Source organism: Acinetobacter sp. NigerLNRRAM0016, from assembly GCF_054112845.1.
Genome location: NZ_JBSYVT010000029.1, coordinates 1 through 22,240, shown reverse-complemented (window position 1 = coordinate 22,240; position 22,240 = coordinate 1). Strand labels below are relative to the sequence as shown.

The window sequence follows — 22,240 nt, the reverse complement described above, 5'->3', positions numbered from 1 at the left end:
AAACTACAGATATTAATATAATCGGTGCATGTTTATGTTTTTAATAGTAATTTAACCTTAATTATTAAAAAGTCTAATATAACCAAAAGATAAGGTTGTAGTTCATGGTTTATAATTAATAATATAAAAATAATTATTAAGTTCTCTGTATTAAGTTTTTTAAATTAAAATATAAATGATTATAGATAATTAAATTTATTAAAAATTTACCTTATTATTTGAATAGTGAGGATTATAACAATTATTGAATTTGATTAAAAAACAAACACCAACTTTTAAGAAATGAATTGCGAAATTGATGAGAACAATGCAAACGTGAGACTTATGAAAACTCAAGCTTGTATTTAACAGCATGAGAAGGGTGTGTTTTGCTTTTAAAGTCGTATGCGCTGATTTAAAAGAGTGTAGTAAGTTACTACCCAAGTAGTGAAGGAAATTAAGTCCACTTTTCAAGCTGACATATCCCATTCCTTACCAAACTCAATCGATGATTATTAATAAAGTTTTTTTGTGTAGGGCTTGGTGCATTTAGACTATAAAAGAAGTTATCCCAACCTTAAAGGCAAAAACTGTGTGAAGTACAAGGGCATCACAATATTGGTTTGCTCTAGCATCGAAGAGCCTTGTGTTCCAGTTAATTTGAATGTTTTGCTTGGTGAACACTTTTCAATGTAAGACGTTAGTGATTTAGCACGCGTGCGTTTACCGCTTTTGACTTCAATTGGGACGATATCCCCTTCATCAGTTGCCAGAATAAATTCAATTTCAGCACGGGCATCATTCCATGAGTAACTCGGGTCAATATTGATAGCGGTGAGTTCTTGCTGAACAAAGTTTTCTGCTACATATCCCTTGTACTCATAGCTTTGTTGTTTGATCTCCTTATAACTACTGCCCAGCATATGATTGAGTAGACCCACATCAAATAGAAACAGTTTGACCATATTTTCTTTTTTATAGGCTGCCAGAGGAGATTTCGGTTGCCCTTCAATGAGATAATTCGCCAAGGCTAAACGACAACACTTTAACCAATGGATTGCGGTTTCAAAATCGCTATAACGCGATTTACGCTCATGAACATTTTTAAATTTGAAGCGTTTAACGGACTCATCGGAAACCTGTGATAGTTGTGATGGAATGCTATTAAATACAGATTCAATTAGTTTCGCATTGACCTTACCCGCGTATTTACCAAAGTCACGGCGGTAACCTTAGACTAAATCAGCATGAATTTTGGATACTTTTTCAATGTGTTCTAAAATGCTCGACTCTTTATACTGATACTAAGAAGCAACTGCCTTAGGCATACCTCCAGTGAAAAAATAGTCCGTTAGCTTGTCCATCAATTTAGAATGTACTGCTGGAGTGTTTGTCTGGTTATCAAAGGCTTTAATCAGAGCTTGCTCCCCAGAAGCATGTATAAACTCTCGGAAGGTTAATGGGCGTAAATTGAATTGTTCTACATTGCCAACAGGAAAGGTGTTTAACAAACCAATGTTCGAGCCACTGGCAGCTACAAAATAGGATGGAGCTTTCTCGGCAAAATATTTTAATGAGGTAACAGCATGTTCACACTCGCCAATCTCATCCAAGATCAGCAAATCGGTTTTTGGATTAAATATTTGGTTTGTCAGCAGCTCAATATTCATCAACAGTTCTTCAGGTGGCAGGGCACCCTCGAATGCTTTTTTGTAAGTCGGATTTTCAAGAAAGTCGATACGAAGGATGTTGGCAAAGGTATTGCCAAACAACTCTTGCATTAAGAAGGTTTTGCCTGTTTGCCTAGCACCATCTATTAATAAGGGCTTACGCGAGGGTAGATTTTTTCAAGCCATTAAAGTGTGCATTCTGCTTTTAATGTACAGCACTTTAGTCAATCTATCTTGACGATGACGAAGTTCGGACAGATGTTTCTTATGCTTGGTAACCCCCTAAAAATATGATTTATTACATGAAAAGAATAATAAAAAGTGAACTATGATTTACTTTATGGCATTTAAAAAATACTATAAAAGGACGATAGGGGATTTACGCTTCATAAAAATGTAGAGCCTTAAGTGCCAACTTTGTCATGGATAATTATAATGAATACCTATAACACAGGTTCAAGTACTGAACTTAGTACTCTTGCTCCAAAAATAATGCTCACACCATTATTAAATGCGATGGTCAGTACGCTGAAAGAACAACAATCGAAATCCTTCTTTTATTACGGCGGTCCAAATAATGCTTTGAATTTTGATGCTTCAGCTTTTGTTGCTGCAGTATTTAAAAAAATTGGGTCTAAGAAAGAAGCTAAGCCGATTTATAACATCATCAAAGATATTCAGCTGCTCCCACATGAATCTAAATTACGTATTAGCACCTTATTTGATAAAGAGTCTGAGATTAAAACTGCCGAAGCTTACCGTGAGTTTGATCTTGCTATGGCAGAAACAGTCAATCAGCTGATTATGGATGCACCAAATGGTTTTAATCTCCAAAATCTGGATCAGGTGTTGGGGAATTATCAAGAGGTTGTTAAGAATCCGAATAGTAATAGAAAGCACAATGCTGTACCAATCAAGATCCAAGGTGAAGCAAGAATTCTTCCATTGCAATATACCAGCGATCTGAAGGTTAAGAATGGCTTGCTACGCTTGTTTACTGTGACTGAGGAACTGGAAGCGCCTAACTGGGTTAATGAGGTCTGCACGGCGATTAAAACTATTGTCAAGCTGTCTTATCCAGTAGATGAGAAGATATCTCCAGATGCAATGGATTTCATGGAGGGAATTTTAAGTGATGTTATTGCAACAGAGAACAATGACATCCAAAATCTACTCACCTTTGTAGAAACACAGGCTTTATCACGAGCTCGGACTAAAAACTGCTTTAAGATCATGGAAATCATTGCTGACTATATCGAGAGCAATGAAAAAAATGAGTATAAGCGTACTGCTGCTGTTTCCTACATTCGTAAAGCTAAGGCATTTTTTGAGATTTTTGGCGAGCGAGTCATGCCATGGAATACGGAGACTACTGACATAGAAAATAATTTTATTTTGAATGTCGGAGCCATCTATGGCGCAGTTGGTGCATTAGACTTGAACTATCAATTGGGCTATGTCCGTGCCACGGAAGCTTTGCCTATCTGGGTTCGCCCTAATGTTGAAATGAATGATATTCGTGCTCAAGATGAAAAAGGGCTTTCAATTAAACGTGAAGTAACTTATGCCTTTCGAGTGAATGGAGAGTTCGCACAAGAAGAAAAGAGCAGTAGATTCAATTCCAGACTGTTGATTAATAATAAAAAGTGTACTGAACTACCAAATTCTGCAGGCTCGATGTTAACAGCCTATGAATCTCGCCTAATCAGCATCAACGAAGCGTTGTTGCTTTCGAATATCGTCAATGAAAAAAATGAGATGATAGACGAGCCGATCTTGGTTGCCGAATGTCAGGAGCGTGTCTGTAAGAACGAATTGTTTCAACTGATTATGCTTTACTTTGTATTATCGGATGACCTTAAAATTGAAGCATTTAAAGAAAAATTCGCTTTATTGGCAGATATGCTAAAGCAACCTGAGAAAATGCGTACAACCCTATCGGCAATTTTGAATCAGCGATTAAATACCGATACGATGCATAGAAAGGTTAAAGCTATCACTGACACAATTAAGAAAGCACTAAATGATAGCTGTGAACCAATCATGCAAGAGATGGATAAGGATTCTAGTCTCAAAACCAAAATTTTTGTGCAGCCAAACATTGTGAATCTGGACGTGTTTAAGCCCTCCATTTTTGGTGATGATGTTGAACAATATTCCAGTATTTTTCATGGGGAGAATAACAATTTCTATGACTACATCATGATCGTAGATGGTAGTCGTAAGAAGATGGCTCGTATGGGTGAGGACGAGACGCAGCGGATGAATCAGTATGCTCGAAAGGCACTGAGTGAACTTGAGTTTAAGTCAACTTTAAAGGTGAAGACGCTCGTTCCATTGGAGAATACTAATCCAGATTTGTCCCAATTTACTGTCCAGCGTGATTTATCAGCACCGTGTCTTCCTGTGGTTATGGTTCCAACAAAACGTAAGCAACCGAATGAAGCACCGTATATGTATCACCATGAAAGTCTACATTATGATGATTTTCTCTCGCTTAATCGGGTAATGATTCATTATCGAACTCAACTGTTCAGACTAAGTGATTTGAAAGGGGGAGCAGATAATCTTTGTTTGGATGAAACTGAAAATGGCTTGATTATGAGTAGTACCTGTTTTTCGATGATCATGCATTCCTTTTTAAAGCATTTGATAAAAGCAGTGAAGGTCAAAAATGGGTTAGAACAGCGAATTTATATTCCTTTTCTTCGGATTGATTCAGTAGATGAACATGAAAATGAGGAAAATGCTCGCAATTACGGTAGCCGTAAAGCCAATCAAAAAGGCGGTTTTAATCCAGAAAGTAAACGTGCCTATGCAACGGCGTATTCATTGGAAAAGCTGCTGAACAATGAGGATTCGATTTTCAAAGTCCAAGGTCTTAAATACAATCCAGATCCGAGAATCTATACAAGTGCTCAAGGGGACAGGTTGTGCTCACCAGTCAATCTAAAAATGGACCGTACTATTTCATACCGTATCTCGGCAGCGATTGAAGCACTTTCTGGTTATTCGGAAGTGATTGTCCCATTCGAAGGCACTAAAGATCGAGTAGCTTGTATTAGCTATAACTCCCGCCCTGAAAATGATGTTGAATTCAAATACCAAACGCAAAAGGATTTGCTGACGTTAAAGCCAGACTATAGTTACATTTGCTATGTCTACGGTTTGGAGCGTATCAACGATAAGCAAGGGAGACTGGTATTGAAGAAAATAAGTCATGCACCTGTGATGCAAGACAATTTACGCACTTCAAAAGCACTACACCGTATTTTGGAAGGTCTTCAGTCTGAAGGGTATAAGGATGTTGTGTTGTTATCTCATCACTTTGCTCAGCGTAAAATTGGTAAAACAGAAAGCAACAATAATATTCATGAAAGCGAAAGTGCCTTAGATCAGCTGGATCAACTTTTCCCAGAGTTGAATTTCTATCCATGCCAATCTGACACGATCCCAGCGCTCAACATCAAACAACGTGAAATTGGTTCGTTATGTGAAGTACCACATCACCAGCACCATACTGCCAGTGCCAATTGCTCTATCCATAAGCAATCACTGTCGATCCTGAGTATAGCGACTATGAAAACTGTGGGGGCTCGCACTCAGAATGGTATTTGCTCATATTTCTATATGCTCACCAGTCAGGAACACTCTATTCATAATGATAAACGGACTAAGCTTCATGCCAAAGTGATTGATACCCAAGACACCAATGAGATGAAAGCGATTCGGTCAGTCCTTCGTGGGGTTCATTATTATGAGTCAGAACGACCGAGTGGGACAGAACGTGCGGAGAAGAAATTCTATAACCCAATTTTGCAACCTTCCCATATTCGTGGCACAACCGGGATACAAGAGCTGGGTGAGATTATCGTTTCCAAGCGCCAGACCAAAGGTGAAGTACTGATGAGCTTGCCTGCAATGATTGGTAAGCTTGAAGAATACATCATTGAGAAAAAGGAACTCGAAGCCGAATTTCCTGTCGAAGAAGTTCCAGTTGAAGACTCTACCACTTCGCAAAATACGGAGTAAGTGCCGTGTTGGATAATGAAGCAAAAATTTGGGGCGAGGTTTATGAAATCGGAGCTAAACGTGGGGCAATCATGGCTTTGTTGGACGCAAAGCTATTGCCAACTAATCATCCACTGGTTATCAGATGGAACCGTAAGCAGCTGATGGAGGTTCTTGCTGAGGTTAAAGCTGAACTATATGCAGATGTTGTGAATGCAACCGTTCACGAGAATATTGAGAAGTACTTTCATCATTTGATGAAAACCTCGTTCGGACATGGCTACACCAATACTCGTGAGTTCCTTCGAAAAATTAAACCGAAAGGCTCTCCACTGGCAAAGTCAGCAGATGCAAAACCGAACTGGGGCTTGGCTGGAATCTGGTGTCCCTTAACCTTACCAAGTGACACTACTCAAACTTGGATAGATGACTACACAACTGCAGAGCAGTTTGCAGCGATGGAGAAATATAAGTCTGAGACAACACAAACCTTCAAAGACCAGTTTAAAATTTATCAGGCTGATATGTTTAAGAAGGGAAATTTTGCTCGATCGGATTTCTTGGCAGTGATTCGTGTCCAATCAACCTATCATGTCATGGTTCAGGAATACTCAATATTCTATGTCATCGGTGAACCTGAACAGTTCAATGCTAAAGATCCATATACATATCTGAATGAGTATAAACGGTATATCAAGCAATCCGAATCGCATAGTGTATTTTCTTATGTGAATGCTGAGGCTCAGGAAATTCCTTTCAAATTCACTGACAAATTACGTGATTACCTGAAGGCGTTCGTTCGTAAAGAAAAGGTACTGTTTAAGATTGCCCAAGGTTGTTCTTATGCCACAACTTTTGCGGAATCCTTTAAGCGCACTCTGGATCCTGAACGACAATGTAAAATGCGTTTGAATGTGATTGCGATTACAAATAGGGGTAGTGAATACATCTCATCTGAATACTCGGATGATCACAAATCTCCAGAATTGGAAATGATGTTCCAATTGGGCCAGGAGTATCGGAAAAACCACCTGAGTATTGAGAATTTAGAGCAACGTAAAATTCTTCAAACTCAGATGTTAAATTTTTTGATGAGCAAGCCGACTTCAGAAATGAGGGACAAGCTCCATGAAAATATCACCGATATTGAATACGGTGAGGACTTAACCTTTTCGGTCACGGAACAACTCAAAGACTTTATTAATCCGAATGCTCCCTTGTCTTTGGAATACGTATTTGACCTGATCGACCAGTATGGTGATGTCGATGATCATAAGCAAAAGCTGAAGCAAATGGTCAAGGCTGAATTCAAACTTATTCAGAAGAAAAAGATCCTGAATAAGACCGCTTTTACTTTACGTGATTTGCATAAATGTGCCGTAGTGGTTGCCTTAAAAGAAAGTCAGCTCGGTAAAATTTCATATATTTGCCTGACAGGAACACCGGGTATTGGAAAAACTTCAAGCGTCAAGACTCTCTTGGCAGACTTGGAGGGGTTCTTTTTCTTCTACACAAGTCCACGAGTATTGATCAATGATGATGTAGTTGGGGATTTGTCTAAAATCTCAGCCACGATTACGAGTAATAGCGAGGTAGTGACGCAAGCCAAGCAGATTTATGCTGCTATCAATGGCAAGGAAAATCCTGTAAATGCTCGTGGAGGTGCAATCATTGGTGGTGTTGATAATCTGAAGTCATCGAATGGTTCAAGTGTATTGCTATTCAAGCAAGACGACTATCAAAAGATTAAGGACCTGGAGGAAAGTCAAAGTACCAGCAGACGATATGCAAATACATCCGATGCTAAAGTCACGGCGACCAACAAGAAATTTGCGAGAGTTTTTGATTCTCTTGGTGAGTCATCGCAGCAATTGCTAGATTGCCATCCTGAGATTAATCGACTCACCATGACTGTAGCGACTCAGGCATTCATGAAATATGACACCACGGCTGCTGGGCCAAGGAATCCAAGAGAAGGGCAAAGTAAAGCGAAGATCGCATCAAGTCTAGATGGTTTAAACAAGATGTTTAAAATCGACATCGATAAAAAACCTTCGGAAGCTAGGATGGAACGTGCAGCCTTTGCCAAGAAGTTCCCGAATATTGTGGTGATGTTTGATGAAATCACTGGGGATTCGGGTTGTCGGTCTTTCATTAATGAGATGCATAAGTTCTTGTCGAAGAACTTTATTGATCCATTTGATGGCAATTCGCCATTTACTGTGACAGTCATCCTTGCGGATGCTTCACTCAGTAATGTAAATGCAATCCAGAATTACATGAAGAAGTTGGATCCACTACCAGCCAAGATGTTTATTTCTCCTTCGGTTGGTAATTTCCCTTTCAAAATGCAGACAGCGGATATATGTGATGGAAAAGGGTTCAGACCAAGTATTCATATCATGGCGAACTGTTATCCAGCCACTGAGCTGAAAATTAATTACATGCTGATGCAATATGCTATCAATCCTGAGAAGGATGAGATGGGCCTGGAGCGAAATTTAACGCAACAATTTAGATCTGAAATAGGTGAACGTTCCGAAGATACTGCCCTGACGTTGATCCATCGGCATTTATTGGCAGGGAAGAAGCAAGTCATCTATTTTGCCCAAGATAAAAATGCCTTAGCGAAGTTGAGGGATGCGATCATTCATGCTGGTAAAGTTGATCGATCCAAGATTGGTATTTTTGATAGTCAGGTTATGGGAAGCAATCGAGTTGACCTCCTAAAGAGAAAGGAAGAACTTGAAGTTGTTTTGATTACTTCAACTGCAGCAAGAGGTATTTCATTTCCAAACTGTGATGCCATTATTGCAGCGATGCCTCGCTTTGCAATTGAAGCCTCTATGATGGAAATTGCACAACTTGTATACCGTGGACGTGGTGGGTATTTAGATCCAGAAACGAAAGAATGGGTTAATGGAGATGAAAGAGACCGTACTTTGACCATTCTTGTTGAAGATTTTTACTTAACAACCAGTGATGCATTTCAATCTGAACTGGAATATAAAATTAAAAGCTCCTTGGACATGCTCTCTATTTTTATGTTGATTCGAGGAACCTTGTTTACCCGAATCACTGGAGATGCTGGCTTTAAGAACTCGAATATTGCCATGATCCCGATTGGGGAAGTGAAGGATAAAGGCAATGGGAAACCGGGATTGGCCAAGCTGATTCGTGACTTTATGAAGGAGACCAATAGTGTTCTTTATAAAATGGCCTCAAATAAAGATGCAGGGGAGCTGGTTGGCCGCCTGAAAGCTGTTATGGATAAGGCTGAACGGTTGTATGGAGCACTAAACCTAAATTCGGTTTACAGCACTAAAACCAGCAGATTTCGTAGTTTCTATACGCCTGTCAAAGAAGCTGAATCTAGTGAACTTCAGTTCTACGAAAAGTGGTGCCGGGATAATCATTCTTTAAAATCAAGATTGTTGACGATCAGTGACTCTGAGGATAATTTAGCAATACCAGAGAATATTTACATCTCTGGGCCAATCATCTTGGAAGACAGGTCATTTTTTGGAAATAAGGAATCATTTCAACTAGCGAATGACAACAATGCTCAAGAATTACTAAAAGTATTTTGGGGCGAGCTAATAGCGATTAAGGGTCATCCTCAATTGAACACTTATAAAAATATTCAGAAATATATCAAGGAAATTCTGAATATGATTACTGCTGTTCGTGAGTCTGAAAGCGATAGTTATATTAAGGAAGTAGAGCAACAAGGCATGATCCGTAAACTATGGTTGGCGTATCCAGTTTGTTCAAATGAGTTGGTCAAAATCGCTGACAAGAGCTTCGATGTTGATTGGTTTGATACCTTGAGTTTTGAATTGAAGGCGAGGAATGCTGAATATCCAGTTGTGCCCGAATATAAGGATCATCCATTCCGTGGAACAGATCAATTGTCTGGCCATCCAGTATTTGAAACGTTATTTGAGCAATCCAATTTTATGTTATGTCGTGAATTGAATTTGGTAAATGCGCTGACGATGTTCAATGAGTAGGAATCGAGTTAGTTAAATAAAAAATCATACGAAGAAGAGAAACTCGAGTTAAAATAGCCTAAGCAATTTGATAAGAGGAATAATGTAAAAGCATTAAGCCAGGCGAATCAAAGCCGAAAGATAAGTGATCTTTGCTAGACAAATATAAAGACAAAGCAATCTTATTGATGGAAGAGGTTAAAGATATTAAGTTGATTGAAAATAACCTAAATTAGCACCCAGCAAAACATCAGCACAAACAGTAGTCTAATGAAAACTCAACATTAGATTTTAGCTTGAGTTATGCTTTGTTAAGAAAATTTAAGTGTCTCTTTTCTTAGTATTTCCGCGAATAACGATTTAGTATTGTTATTCGCTTAATTTTAAAACAAGATATCAACTATTTAATATTGTGATTTTAGCTTTTTAAGCATGCCTTTAATTGGGTTTGATAAAATTGAGAAGGGGAAAATAATGCTAGAAGATGAAAATAACCAACAACATGATCCACAATATTCATTACACGTTGATTGTGCTTCAGCTTTGAGTTTTGTCTTACAACAAAATTCAGTGCCTCTTATTCGGCAAGTTCTAATCTCTTCCACTGAAACAACTTCTGGTTCTCGAATTGTTATTCGTTCAAATCCTGAGTATTTCAAAGAACATACCATCAATATTGCGAGCTTAGAAGGTAATCAAGTTTTGGCTCTTGATAAACCAAAATTAGTTTTTGATATTAAACTATTGCAGGAGTTACCTGAGAATCTTAAAGGCAGTATTGAAATACTTTGGTTGAATGAAAGAGACGAGATACTGGCAGAGCAGCGGGTAGAGATTGATTTATTAACTATTGATACTTGGGGTGGGGAACGCCAACCCATAGAATTATTGGCGAGTTTTTCACAACCCAATGCTTCAGCACTCAGCCCGATTTTGGTAAAGGCCAGTGAAATTTTAAAAGCAAAAGAACTAGGTTCATTAAATGGTTATCAAGACCGAGATCGAGATTCTGTTTTATCTCAGCTGAATGCGTTATGGGAATCTTTATTACAACAAGATATTCATTATATTGTTAACCCAGCAAGCTTTATTAAATCGGGCCAAAGAATACGTTTGGCAAAGCAGATATTTGACGAGAAGCTAGCATGTTGTTTAGACACGACAATACTTTTAAGTGCCTTGGCTGAACAAATAGGCTTAGATACTTTACTTATTATTGAAGAAGGACATTCGTATCTTGGTATTTGGTTAAATGAGACGCCAAATGTTGACTTGATTATTGATGATATTCAAGCCTTAAGAAAGCGTTATGATTTGGGTGAAGTTGTTTTTCTAGAAACAACGCTGCTCACACAACAAGCAAAGTTTGCATCCGCACTTGAAACAGCAAAACAGTACATTAAGGATGAATCCCGCCAGCATAAGTTCTATCTTGCGATTGATGTTCGCCAGTCTCGGTTGCGAGGCATTAAACCAATTTCCTCATACCAGGATAAGAAAAATCATTTGGATGAAACAGAAATTGAATGGGCACCTGCATCCATTCCTGTTTACGATCTTGAACGTCCAGTTGAAAGTAAAACCACTAGGGTTGACCGCTGGTTGCGTCGTTTACTCGATCTAAGTCTTCGTAACAAGCTCTTAAACTTTAAGGACAATCGTTACAGCATTCCCTTACAATGTCCTGAGTTAACACTGGGTAAACTTGAAGATGCATTGGCGAACCAAGAGGGTTTCTTATTTAAGGGGGTTGATAGCATCTCGCTAAAAGACGTCCAGCGTGACAATGAAAGCCAGCATATCAATCAATATGTTGATGAGAGCCTGTCCAGAAAACTATTGTTTAGTCCACTCGATACACCCTTATTGGAAAAGCGCTTAATTGAGGTTTACCGTGCCTCACGTACTGCTTTGGAAGAGGGCGGAGCGAATACACTATTTCTTGCGATCGGTTTCTTGGAATGGAAAGAATCAGAGCGATCAAAACGCACCTTTAAAGCGCCTCTACTGCTTATTCCTGTGCAGATCACTCGCGAGACCGCTAAAACAGGTTATCGCCTGTTTATGTATGATGATGAGCCTCGCTTTAATTCGACCTTATTACAATTATTAAGACAGGATTTTGAACTAGATATTTCGGGTTTAAATCCTTTGCCTACAGATGATTCTGGTATAGATGTTAATCAAGTCTTACATATTGTGCGTAAGGCTATTGTGAATATAGCAGGATGGGAGGTTAAAGCTGAGGCTGCCATTGGTCAGTTCTCATTTTCAAAATATTTAATGTGGCTTGATTTGTCTACACGAATGGATCAACTTAAAAATCAATCTGTAGTAAATCATCTTATTGAAACACCACGAGAACCATTCATTAAGCAAGATGATTTTCCGCAACCAGCTCAACTAGACCAACAATATCAACCGCAACAATTATTTACACCATTATCGTCTGACTCTTCACAGCTAGCAGCAGTGATGTCCGCCGCATTAGGACGTACTTTTGTACTTTCGGGCCCTCCTGGTACAGGTAAGTCGCAGACCATTACCAATATGATTTCACAATGTCTAGCAGATGGAAAATCCGTGTTATTCGTTTCGGAAAAAATGGCTGCTTTAGAGGTTGTCTATCGTCGTTTGACACAGATTGGTTTGAGTGAGTTGTGCTTGCAGTTACATTCTTCCAAAGCTCAGAAAATGGAGGTTTTGGATCAACTACGGGAAAGAGCACAGAAAAACAATGATCCATACTTTCTAAGTGCTCAGCCAAAGACAACTGAATGGCAGAAGCTATCGGACAGATTAATCCAGTCACGTGATGAACTGAATCAGCACGTAAATAACCTGCATACCGTACATGCGATTGGTTGGAGTCTGTATGCAGCAATGAGTGATGAACTTTGTTATCGGAATACACCACATTTACGGTTTCCTGAGATTAATATCGCGACATTGACATTAGAAAAGCGTGAATTGCTGAATAAGACTGTGACACAAGCGGTAAGCTTGCGTCAGCTAGTGAATGAAAATGCTAAAGACGTATTGGATGGTTTTGCGGAGGGCTTGTCTGAACCTATTTGGAGTCTGGCATGGCAGGAGCAATATCAGCTATTACAGGACCAACTTATCGGTCAGATACAGCAATTACAAAAGTCTATTTCTGCTTGGCAACAGGCTTTTGGATTCAGTGAGAAGCAAAATCTGAGTCTGGTTAAGCAGGATGTTTCGATTTTTAAGGCAATATCTAAACTAGTTCAGCAAACAGATTTAAAACTATTAAATACGATTAAAGATATCGATTTAAAAACCATTACCCAGACAAAATACTTAACGCAGGATCTTAAGCAACAGCGTTCTTCATTAGTAGGGCAATACCAATCTCAAATTTATCAAGCAGATTTAAGTCAAATGGGCTCTAAATGGCGTGAAGCAGAATCAAAAATGTTCCCATTTTCATGGTTCGCTAAATTCCAGTTGAGAAACTTAGTCAAGACCTATCAAGACTCGACTCAACGCCCAACAGCGTTGGCAGTTGCACATGACTTACCTATCTTGCAACATATCCAAAGCCAACAACGACAGTTTACTGAATGTGAAAAACAGTTAGCGAATGAGCTTGGTTCTTATTGGCAGGGTGAAGATAGCGCGTGGCAAAGTTTTGAAACTATTCACAATCAGTGGCAAGAAATTAAGCAGATAGTTGCGTCGTCAATTACCGATCAAGCAACTTTATTAAAAGCGGTAGAGTTCAGTAAAAATCATGATTTGGATGAACTGACGCAAAAGATAGCTCAGGTGGAGAATACATTCAGTCAATTGCTGAATGATCATGTACTGAAGGGTGATATTGAGATTACCGCATATTCAGATATTGATTTTAATGAAATTATCGAAAGACAACAGCAATTGCAGCAATATGGGCTAGCTTGGAGGCATTGGTTAAATTGGCAGGCGATTAAAAGCCAGCTTATTAAAAGTGGCTTAAAACCATTGGCATTTGAACTTCTGCATGCCCCACTGGATTTGGATGCTGCCCTAAAACGCCTGAATATTAATTTAGAGAGACACTGGATTACACATAAGTTTAGCCAGCATCCAGAGTTAAATCAATTTAACAGCCAACAACATGAACAGAAAATAATGTCCTTTGCCCAGCAGGATAAAGAACACCAACTTGCTGCAAGCCAGGAAATTATTCACCGTTGGAATAATATTTTTACAGAACAAAACCAGTACAAAGGGCAATGGACTGTTCTTAACAAAGAGTTGGGTAAGAAACGCCGTCATATTCCTGTACGAGAGTTGATGCGTCAAATTCCTGATGTTTTAGTTGGCTTGAAACCATGTTTATTAATGAGTCCATTATCAGTTGCCCAATATCTGGACACAGAAGCAAAATTTGATGTAGTAATTTTCGATGAAGCATCACAGATTCCTGTATGGGATGCAATTGGTGCATTAGCGAGGGGTAAACAGTCAATCGTGGTGGGTGATAATAAACAAATGCCACCAACCAGTTTCTTTGGTAAAGGCGATTCTGAAGAAGAAATTGATGAGGAGGTTACTGAAGATCTGGAGAGTATTTTAGATGAATGCCTTGCTGCTCAGTTACCAGAATTAGCTTTGAACTGGCATTACCGTAGTCGTTACGAAAGCCTGATTCAGTTTAGTAATCAGAAATACTACAAAGGTGGTTTATTTACTTTCCCTGCACCTGTTGCTAAGGACACAGCTGTAAAATTGCATGTGGTTGATGGAGTCTATGACAAAGGGGATACACGTACCAATCCGAATGAAGCTAAGGCAATTGTTGAATTCATTATTCAGCATTTACAGTCACAGTTAGGGCAAGAGAATCCTTTGACTCTAGGGGTGGTCACTTTCAATATGACTCAGCAGAAGTTGATTGAAGATTTACTGGATAATGAATTGGCAAATCATCCAGAGTTAGAGACATTGAGTAAATCAGGCATTGAGCATTTATTTGTTAAAAATTTAGAGAATGTGCAAGGGGATGAACGCGATATTATCGTTTTCTCAATTACTTACGCAAAAGACCGTGATGGCCGCTTATCTATGAATTTTGGTGCACTTAACCGTCAAGGTGGTCAGCGCCGTCTAAATGTAGCAATTACTCGCGCTCGTCAAGGATTACATGTTTTCTCGGCCTTAAGTCCAGAAGAAATTAATTTGGCACGCACCAATAGTGAGGGTGTAAGGGATCTAAAAGATTTCTTAGTTTTTGCTCGTAGTGGTCAGCTGCATTTAAATTATGTTGATCAAAACAAACAGCAGACTAAAAAAGAATTTGTACAGTACTTACAGAATAAGCTTCAAGAAAAAGGTTGGAGCGTGGACCTCGGAATAGGTCAGGGCGATAACTGTGTAGATCTAGCTATTAAAGATGACTTGCATGCAGATAGCTATATTGTAGGTATTCTAGTCGATGGTGAAAATTATGCAAAAGCAGCTACAGCAAGAGACCGTGATCAGCTCAGACCAACAGTATTAAATGGGTTAGGCTGGCAGGTATTATCAGTGTGGACAGTTGATTGGTGGCTGGATCCGGAGCAGAACTTAACTAAATTGGTAAAAGCATTAGAAGAGATCAAAATAAATCAACAGGTTGCTTAAATTGTCTGAAACCTTTGAGATGAAAAGCATGCTTTAAATCAAGTCATTGACGTGGGTTGCATAGTCCATGCGAGTCGTAAATTCCATGAACTGCTTGTGACGGGAAAAAGCCAGATGAATGAACAGGTATTTTTAAGGTCATCAGATTAAGCGTATTTTGATAATGAATAAAGCGCCGTTTGGCGCTTTATTCATTCTAGCTCTTAAATATTGCAAAATGCGATAATTGGTTTATACTTGATTTATAGCAAAATGCGATAAAATGTTATGCATGTGATCACCCACGCTCGAATTATAGAAGCAATGCACAAGTGGCCACAGGCTGAAACGGCATTAGATGGTTGGTATCGAACCATAAAGGCAAACGATCCGAAAGATTTTGCTGAGATGAAACAGCTCTTTCCAGCGGTCGATAAAGTTGGAAAGTTCCATGTGTTCGATATTGGCGGGAACAAGATCCGACTTATTGCAGTCGTGATGTATCAGGCGAAACGTGTGTATATCCGTCATGTCTTGTCCCATAAAGAATATGACAAAGGTCATTGGAAGGAAGGTTAGTATGAACGCGATGATTAAACAGGCCGTAGACCACTGGCACTACGTTGCACCATTGCTCAGCAAGCCAGAAAATGAAGAAGACTTTCATACACTTGTTGAAGCTTTAGATGAACTTTTAGATACCGTTGGTGATGATGAGTCTCATCCTTTAATGGGGCTTATTCATCAGCTTGGTGATCTGGTTTCTGATTATGAAAATGAGCATCTTCCTATGCCTAAAGGGGATGGTCGCGCTGCTTTGGCTTTTTTAATGGAGCAACATGGTTTAGGTCAGTCTGACTTAGCAGAGGTTGCAACCCAGTCTGTGATTTCTGAGATTTTAAGTGGTAAACGACAACTGAATATTCGTCATATTAAGGCATTGTCTGAGCGGTTTAATGTATCGGCAGATACGTTTTTCTAAAAGATAGGGCGCTGTGAGGCGCTCTATTAGTAATCAATTTGAATTTCTTGTTAGTCTTGATATTTCAATTTACAAAGTCTATGTGCCTATAATCGCTTTATTCCTTCGTTAAGAATCACAAAAACGGTAATAAATAAAAAAACACTATATAAAATTATCATTGAAATATTGCCCATTGTAGCTTTACGCAGTAAAGTTTTTTGCTTTTTTGCACTTAATAAAGTGAACCGTACCGAGTTTGTCTGAGACAAACTTTCTTGACGAATATGGCAACATTCTAACGCCACTTCAATATAGTGTTGCGTATAATTACACAATGAATAGCAAAGACATTATTAAGTGTCTAGAGCAGGAAGGCTGGTACAAAGTGGGAGATAAAGGCGACCATGAGAAATACAAGCATCCTGAAAAATCTGATCATGTTGTAGTTCCTCACCCGAGGAAAGACATGCCGATTGGCACTTTACGCAATATTTATAAACAGGCTGGTTGGGAGTGGAGGTAAATATGTTATATCCAGTATATGTTCATAAAGATGAAGATACTGCATACGGCTTAACTTTTCCTGACTTTGAAGGGTGTTTTAGTGCAGCAGATGAAATGCAAGATATTCAACGCATGGCGCAAGAGGCTGTAGAGCTTCATTTTGATGGCGAGGATTCAAAATTACCAAAACCATCAAGCCCTGAACAATGGTTGGGTGATGAGCGATTTCAAGATGGGTTCTGGTTGTTGATTGATATTGATACAAGCAAAATCAGTCCGTATCAATGTCAGTATGTCAGAGTCTTTGGTCAAACGTCTTGATGCTGTTGCAAAAAGATAGCATTTAAGTCGATCTGCCTTTTTGGCAAAAAAATTGCAGAATTAGCACTACACGATTAAGATCTTAAGAGAGCAACTACCCGTCTACATGGCGGTTTTTTTTGCGTAATTTATGAAAAATACCGATCTTCTTAGTGCTGATAAGAGATATGACTCGAAAGCTTTGAGAGAGCAGATAGAAAGAAAATCCACAAATGTTAAAAATCATGCTAGAAGATGAACTCTGGTTAAAATAGCCTAAGCAAACTGAAAAGGGGGAATTGTTTAAAAATCTCTCTGGTATAAGTAAACTGTCTTTATGAAAAGCATCATGCTGACTTTGATTCATAATAAGGGGAATTTAAAAGCTTTAGCATCACAGTTTGATTACTGGATTTTAGACAATAGTGTGAAGTTTAGCGCTTTGGTAAATCGATGAGCTAAAGTGTTGTAGTCCAAACTCGATCTGACAGTTACCCATTTTTTAGTGGGCCCGTCAGGTTAAATTTGAGCTGATTTTTTCTCAGCCCAAATTCGCTTCCAATTAAGTAATGTTTCAAGTGGTGTGCGACCACTGCACAACTTAATTTACTGTTCCCAACACTGGTATCAACTTTGGTCCAGCCATTCTTGCTTTACTAATAATCTCCACCAACTCATCATAAGTCAGTTCAAACTTGTCCTCACTATCAAAAACATACACCATGTTCTTACCTTTATGTTCAGGTGGCGTAGGTGGTACAAAGCGTTTCGGGACTAGGATCTGCGCAAGTTGCTCGTCAGTTAATTTAAATAGATGCATGTTTTTATCCTACTCTTGGTAAGTCAGACCATTTTGTTAAATACGATGGTGATCTAAGGTTTTGATTCATGTGCCATGAGGCTTCTTGATTGTTAGCAATGCCTAACGTGACGAGATTCTTCCCAAACCGTTCACTAATGGCTTCGATGGCATCGGATAGTTTTTCGCGCTCTTGCTTATGTGAATAGTCCGTGAATAGATCGGGCACAAACTTGGATTTATCTGTGATTTCGAGCAGTACGATTCCCGCCTTTTTATACTTAAAGCCTTTCTTAAATATCTGATCGATACCCTTCATCGCAGCCTTGGTGATAAGCAATAAATCATCAGTATGCTCATGCATCTGAACCACGATGTAAGGCGAGTAGCGCTCTGTCTTATCAAAGCGACTGGTTTGGATATACACGCCAATCATCTTGCAGATTGAGCCATCTTCCCGCATTCGTTTCACGGCTCTGGCCACATAAAGCCGAACCGAAGCTTTGATGTCATCCATTTCGTAGACCGGGTTTCCATATGAACGACTGCTGATGATTTGCTTCTTCGCTACAGCATCATCACTCAGGTCGATACAAGAGAGGCCCTGTAGCTCAAGCACCGTCTTTTCCATCACGATACTGAACTGTTTTTTGATTTCTTTAGGATTGGCATTGATCAGATCTAGAACGGATTGAACACCCATAGCATTGAGCTTCTTACAGTTCTGTCTGCCGACGCCCCAAACCTCAGACACATCAACCTGCGCGAGTAGCGTTTCTGTAGAGCATGGGTCCATATGCACAAGATTACATACCCCATTGAAGAACTTATTCTTTTTGGCAAGATGATTGGCAATCTTGGCTTCAGTTTTAGAGCGACCAATGCCAATGCAGCAGGGTAGTCCCAACCAACGCCAAGCCTTAGCTCTCATATCCTGCGCATAATCGGTCAGGTCAAACAGATGCTCATAAGCTGTGAGCTTCAGAAAGCATTCATCAATGGAATAGACCTCTTGGTCTCCTGGTGCAACATAGTCCCCAAGCAGCTCCATAAAGCGCTTAGACATTTCGCCATATAAGGAGAAATTACTCGATAGCACCTGAATGTTATGTTGTTTGATCAGATTCTGAATTTGAAATACAGGCACACCCATCTTGATGCCTAAGTCTTTCGCTTCCTGACTTCTGGCTACAGCACAACCGTCATTGTTGCTGAGCACAATGGTTGGGCGATCATTCAAGGCAGGATTAAACACACGCTCACACGAGACGTAGCAATTATTCACGTCGACTAACGCGAATATTTCATTTTCACTTTGCATGGTTATTCTTCTTGTTATGAGCGGTGATAAATACGCTTTAAATTAAAAGTCACCACACCCCAGATTGAGATGGTCTGACTGTCATCAGGAATGATGTGATTGTAATTCGGATTCTCAGCCTTCAACCAAAGTTCTGGAAGAGGATAATCTTCATCTCCAAATATCTCTTTGATTTCAGACTTGGACATCTTATTGGTGATCATCAGCCGCTTAATAGTCGAGGCACTATTATCAATCAAGGCAACCACGATATCGTAATGCTTGGCCTCAATACTACGATCGACAATGATTGGATCATTGATCTCAAAACCAGCATCAAGCATAGATTCACTGTCTACATAGGCAATGAAAGTAGAAATAGGGTTATGAATCAGAAATTCATTCAGATCGAGCGCTTTGTCTTGCTCATCCTTGGTGCTGAAGGCTGGACCAGCAGGGATGCGCTCTAAAGAAACGGGAATAGAGACTTTGGATTTTGGTAGTACAGCAGTAAGCCCTAATTTCTCAACAAGCTCATTTTGAACAGCGATTTGTTCAAGCATGGTATTGATGGTAGGGCTTGGCTTACCCTCTGGACCCATGAGCTCTTGTAAAGATGACCATGCGTCGTCAGAGAAGTAGATAGGCAACTTCTTAGACATGTGATACTCCTACGCTACGAGGCGTGTTTGGAAGCAGAATTTGTCTAAATAGGATATTACTAACAGTGTTTAAAATTCAAATTTAAAAAGTTGTGGATAAACAAGGATGCGTCAGAATAAGACGTTTTGTTTCTGCTCATCGCGTGGAAAAGTGACGAATTCATCAGGCATTTGAAAGAAATATTCATGCGCATGTTCATGATCTGCTGTCAGCCAGTCTTTTCTGTACTGCTCTGGAATAACGATGATGGATCGCTTCTCATCCTTCGGTGCATGGAATTGCTTCATAAAGGGGTGATGATCAGAATTGATGGTTAGCATTGAAAAGGAACGCACTTTATTACCGTCAATCACCGCATCATCATAGATCCCTGCAACAGTGAAAGGTTGATCATCTTTACGCTTAATGGTGTACCAGTGTGGCTTACCATTAATGTATTTGGGTTCGTAGAACTCTTGCACAGGCACCAGACAAAACTTGCTGTACTTCCAAGCATGTCGAAAGCTAGGCTTATCTGCTACAGACTCAGTTCTGGCGTTATAAGTATGACTGCTGAACTTCAATTCTTTCGCCCAGCTCGGTAGTAATCCAAACTTTGCGATATCAAGTTCTAAATGTTCTGAGCCATTCAAGATGATTGGAGCATGATAGGAAGGGAATACATGGTCCTTAAGTTCAAGATCAAACTGGCTGGTATCGACACCCAAGAGGGTCAAATTTCTTTTGCTTGGGAAGAGGTAATTTGAGCACATAGCATAGTCTATTTATTTTCATTATTATGCTTCAACAATACATCATGATAAAGACAAAATGAATATTACAAAAATTATTGCGGGGATCATCATTATATTCATGTTCGTAGGATTATGGGCGGCGAATGCATCCAAAACACGAAATATCGATCCAGAATGTAGCTTTGAAGATGGAAGTGAACAATGCCATGGATATTTGTATGCAAAGTACAATCAGCTAAAAAGTATTGATCAATGTGATGATGATCCAGAGATGAAAATCAATAAAGTCTTCATAGAGGGCTGTGAAAGCTTTTTTAAGAAAGCCCTCATGTGAGGGCTTATTCTATTTTTTAACTTGTGGTTTTGGTGGTGCTGGTGGGCGTTGAGGAATGATATCGCCACCTCTAACATTTGTAGTATTTGGAGGAGGGGGTGGTGGCGGAATATTTGTTGATCTAGCCATATTCTTCCTAAATTTTAATAATTAAGTAAATAAAACCTAATATACCTGTGAGCACCAATAATGCATAGGTATTCGACATAATTTTTAAAAGCCAGCGCTGTCTATAGATGTTATTGTCTCTAATTACTGTCGCACACTGAGAGTATTGCTCAACTAGATAAATAGTAAACATTTCATTTACATACAAATGCATTTCTTCATCTATATTTGATCTAAGAATATTATTTGCCGTATGCTGTTTAAAGTGATTCTCTAGAGTATTTCTATAGTTTTCCATGTCACTTGGGGTGTTTGTCCAGCTGTCTTGCTTGATATGCGAAAGGCAAACAAAACCATAAAGAATATAGCCCAAGAAAATCACCATTAACTGCCAGAAAAAAATACACAACGTCAAAACGAATTCAGAATTTAAGATCAACGTATCGAACATTGTGATGTTTGCAGTTATGCACGCAGTAATCAAAACAGCATAAATTGCCATTCTTGAGTACAGTTTTTCTTTGAAGTCAATTTGAAAGTAATACTCGGACTTGTATATCTCTAATCTTTTTTCTAGATCCATAGCTAACTTCTTATTAAGCTTAAAACGGAATAATTATTCTTGAATTCTGAACATCCAGCCTTTTTATAGAATGGCTCACCATATTTGATTGTGTCTACGATGTAGAAATAGAACCATGTTTTCATTAATAACTATCTGTGAAAGTATTATTGGTAAAATTAAAATTATTTTGAAAAATCTCTAAGACTTTTAGGTCTTTAAAGTGCTGTACTGCACCATGGGCACCTCTAAATAAATTACATGCGTTAAAATTGAAAGCATTACAATAATTAAAAAGCTCATCTGCAAAACACCAAGGTATATTTAATTTGAGTAATAAGTGATCTTTTTCATAGTATTCAAAAATACGCTCTAAAGAGAAGTCCTTAGGCTTAGTTTGAACTTCATACTTTGGATTAATAAAGTTTGCAATTTCTGGAGATATTTTGGAGAGTGTTAAAAGTCCATTTTGATGGGATATATGATTGTTTATGGACTTGGGAGGTTCTATAACTTTAATAATTTTAGGATCTAGTTGAGTATTATTTAATATCCATACACTAAAAGAACCAGATTTAGTTTCGTATTTATTGCTTTCACTCATTGCGCCCATACTAGCAAAATAGCATGCTGTTAAGATATTTCTTGACCAATCAAGAAAGCTGGTCTCTAAACCAAAGTGTTGAGCAAAGGTTGCGACTTCAATAAAT

General features: G+C 38.9%; 14 protein-coding genes and 2 pseudogenes. 8 read left to right on the top strand and 8 right to left on the bottom strand.

What is annotated here, in order from left to right:
- Positions 1-545: 545 nt before the first annotated feature.
- Together ACWQ4X_RS15080 and ACWQ4X_RS15075 are read right to left on the bottom strand one after the other, a co-directional pair.
- Positions 546-1,193: pseudogene (locus ACWQ4X_RS15080) on the bottom strand (DUF4143 domain-containing protein); the annotation flags it as partial.
- 90 nt (positions 1,194-1,283) lie between these two features.
- A pseudogene (locus ACWQ4X_RS15075) lies at positions 1,284-1,799 on the bottom strand (ATP-binding protein); the annotation flags it as partial.
- Positions 1,800-2,084: 285 nt separating this feature from the next.
- Between ACWQ4X_RS15075 and ACWQ4X_RS15070 the strand changes: the two are divergent.
- The 7 genes from ACWQ4X_RS15070 to ACWQ4X_RS15040 all read left to right on the top strand — a co-directional run bounded on the left by ACWQ4X_RS15070 (position 2,085) and on the right by ACWQ4X_RS15040 (position 17,051).
- The gene (locus tag ACWQ4X_RS15070; RefSeq protein ID WP_457904180.1) at positions 2,085-5,681 is read left to right on the top strand and encodes a hypothetical protein; all 3,597 of its coding nucleotides are present in this window, start codon (positions 2,085-2,087) and stop codon (positions 5,679-5,681) included.
- A 5-nt stretch (positions 5,682-5,686) separates the two neighbouring features.
- The gene (locus ACWQ4X_RS15065; RefSeq protein WP_243793646.1) at positions 5,687-9,673 is read left to right on the top strand and encodes a P-loop NTPase family protein; all 3,987 of its coding nucleotides are present in this window, start codon (positions 5,687-5,689) and stop codon (positions 9,671-9,673) included.
- 453 nt (positions 9,674-10,126) lie between these two features.
- Positions 10,127-15,283, top strand: a complete 5,157-nt coding sequence (locus ACWQ4X_RS15060; protein ID WP_457904179.1) for a DUF4011 domain-containing protein — start codon at positions 10,127-10,129, stop codon at positions 15,281-15,283.
- Positions 15,284-15,550: 267 nt separating this feature from the next.
- On the top strand, positions 15,551-15,841 hold the full coding sequence (locus tag ACWQ4X_RS15055; RefSeq protein ID WP_016165531.1) for a type II toxin-antitoxin system HigB family toxin: 291 nt from the start codon (positions 15,551-15,553) through the stop codon (positions 15,839-15,841).
- A gap of 1 nt (position 15,842) precedes the next feature.
- Positions 15,843-16,244, top strand: a complete 402-nt coding sequence (locus tag ACWQ4X_RS15050) for a helix-turn-helix domain-containing protein (protein WP_016165532.1) — start codon at positions 15,843-15,845, stop codon at positions 16,242-16,244.
- A 316-nt stretch (positions 16,245-16,560) separates the two neighbouring features.
- Positions 16,561-16,749, top strand: a complete 189-nt coding sequence (locus ACWQ4X_RS15045) for a type II toxin-antitoxin system HicA family toxin (RefSeq protein WP_457904178.1) — start codon at positions 16,561-16,563, stop codon at positions 16,747-16,749.
- A 2-nt stretch (positions 16,750-16,751) separates the two neighbouring features.
- A complete protein-coding gene (locus tag ACWQ4X_RS15040) occupies positions 16,752-17,051 on the top strand; it encodes a type II toxin-antitoxin system HicB family antitoxin (RefSeq protein WP_457904177.1) in 300 nt (99 codons plus the stop codon).
- A 580-nt stretch (positions 17,052-17,631) separates the two neighbouring features.
- Here the strand turns inward: ACWQ4X_RS15040 and ACWQ4X_RS15035 are convergent.
- From ACWQ4X_RS15035 to ACWQ4X_RS15020, 4 genes are all read right to left on the bottom strand, one after another.
- Entirely contained in the window at positions 17,632-17,850 is a 219-nt protein-coding gene (locus ACWQ4X_RS15035) for a hypothetical protein (protein ID WP_457904176.1), read from the bottom strand.
- Between the two features lie 4 nt (positions 17,851-17,854).
- Positions 17,855-19,150: a Y-family DNA polymerase gene (locus ACWQ4X_RS15030; protein ID WP_457904175.1), complete on the bottom strand. Its 1,296-nt coding sequence runs from the start codon at positions 19,148-19,150 to the stop codon at positions 17,855-17,857.
- 14 nt (positions 19,151-19,164) lie between these two features.
- Entirely contained in the window at positions 19,165-19,791 is a 627-nt protein-coding gene (locus ACWQ4X_RS15025) for a LexA family protein (RefSeq protein ID WP_457904174.1), read from the bottom strand.
- A gap of 111 nt (positions 19,792-19,902) precedes the next feature.
- Positions 19,903-20,544, bottom strand: coding sequence for an SOS response-associated peptidase (locus ACWQ4X_RS15020; RefSeq protein ID WP_457904173.1), 642 nt, complete (start codon positions 20,542-20,544; stop codon positions 19,903-19,905).
- Positions 20,545-20,602: 58 nt separating this feature from the next.
- On the opposite strand from ACWQ4X_RS15020, the gene ACWQ4X_RS15015 reads away from it, so the two are divergent.
- A complete protein-coding gene (locus ACWQ4X_RS15015) occupies positions 20,603-20,860 on the top strand; it encodes a hypothetical protein (protein ID WP_457904172.1) in 258 nt (85 codons plus the stop codon).
- 136 nt (positions 20,861-20,996) lie between these two features.
- Here ACWQ4X_RS15015 and ACWQ4X_RS15010 read toward each other — a convergent pair whose 3' ends face one another.
- Entirely contained in the window at positions 20,997-21,551 is a 555-nt protein-coding gene (locus tag ACWQ4X_RS15010) for a hypothetical protein (protein ID WP_457904171.1), read from the bottom strand.
- Between the two features lie 124 nt (positions 21,552-21,675).
- A partial coding sequence (locus tag ACWQ4X_RS15005) for an FRG domain-containing protein (protein WP_457904170.1) occupies positions 21,676-22,240 on the bottom strand: 565 nt, incomplete at its 5' end.

Bases quoted from the DNA above. Each gene is read 5' to 3' on its own strand.
- ACWQ4X_RS15060 (WP_457904179.1), top strand. From the start codon at position 10,127: ATGCTAGAAGATGAAAATAACCAACAACATGATCCACAATATTCATTA.
- ACWQ4X_RS15045 (WP_457904178.1), top strand. From the start codon at position 16,561: ATGAATAGCAAAGACATTATTAAGTGTCTAGAGCAGGAAGGCTGGTAC.
- ACWQ4X_RS15070 (WP_457904180.1), top strand. From the start codon at position 2,085: ATGAATACCTATAACACAGGTTCAAGTACTGAACTTAGTACTCTTGCT.
- ACWQ4X_RS15050 (WP_016165532.1), top strand. From the start codon at position 15,843: ATGAACGCGATGATTAAACAGGCCGTAGACCACTGGCACTACGTTGCA.
- ACWQ4X_RS15040 (WP_457904177.1), top strand. From the start codon at position 16,752: ATGTTATATCCAGTATATGTTCATAAAGATGAAGATACTGCATACGGC.
- ACWQ4X_RS15025 (WP_457904174.1), bottom strand. From the start codon at position 19,791: ATGTCTAAGAAGTTGCCTATCTACTTCTCTGACGACGCATGGTCATCT.
- ACWQ4X_RS15030 (WP_457904175.1), bottom strand. From the start codon at position 19,150: ATGCAAAGTGAAAATGAAATATTCGCGTTAGTCGACGTGAATAATTGC.
- ACWQ4X_RS15015 (WP_457904172.1), top strand. From the start codon at position 20,603: ATGAATATTACAAAAATTATTGCGGGGATCATCATTATATTCATGTTC.
- ACWQ4X_RS15035 (WP_457904176.1), bottom strand. From the start codon at position 17,850: ATGCATCTATTTAAATTAACTGACGAGCAACTTGCGCAGATCCTAGTC.
- ACWQ4X_RS15010 (WP_457904171.1), bottom strand. From the start codon at position 21,551: ATGGATCTAGAAAAAAGATTAGAGATATACAAGTCCGAGTATTACTTT.
- ACWQ4X_RS15055 (WP_016165531.1), top strand. From the start codon at position 15,551: ATGCATGTGATCACCCACGCTCGAATTATAGAAGCAATGCACAAGTGG.
- ACWQ4X_RS15020 (WP_457904173.1), bottom strand. From the start codon at position 20,544: ATGTGCTCAAATTACCTCTTCCCAAGCAAAAGAAATTTGACCCTCTTG.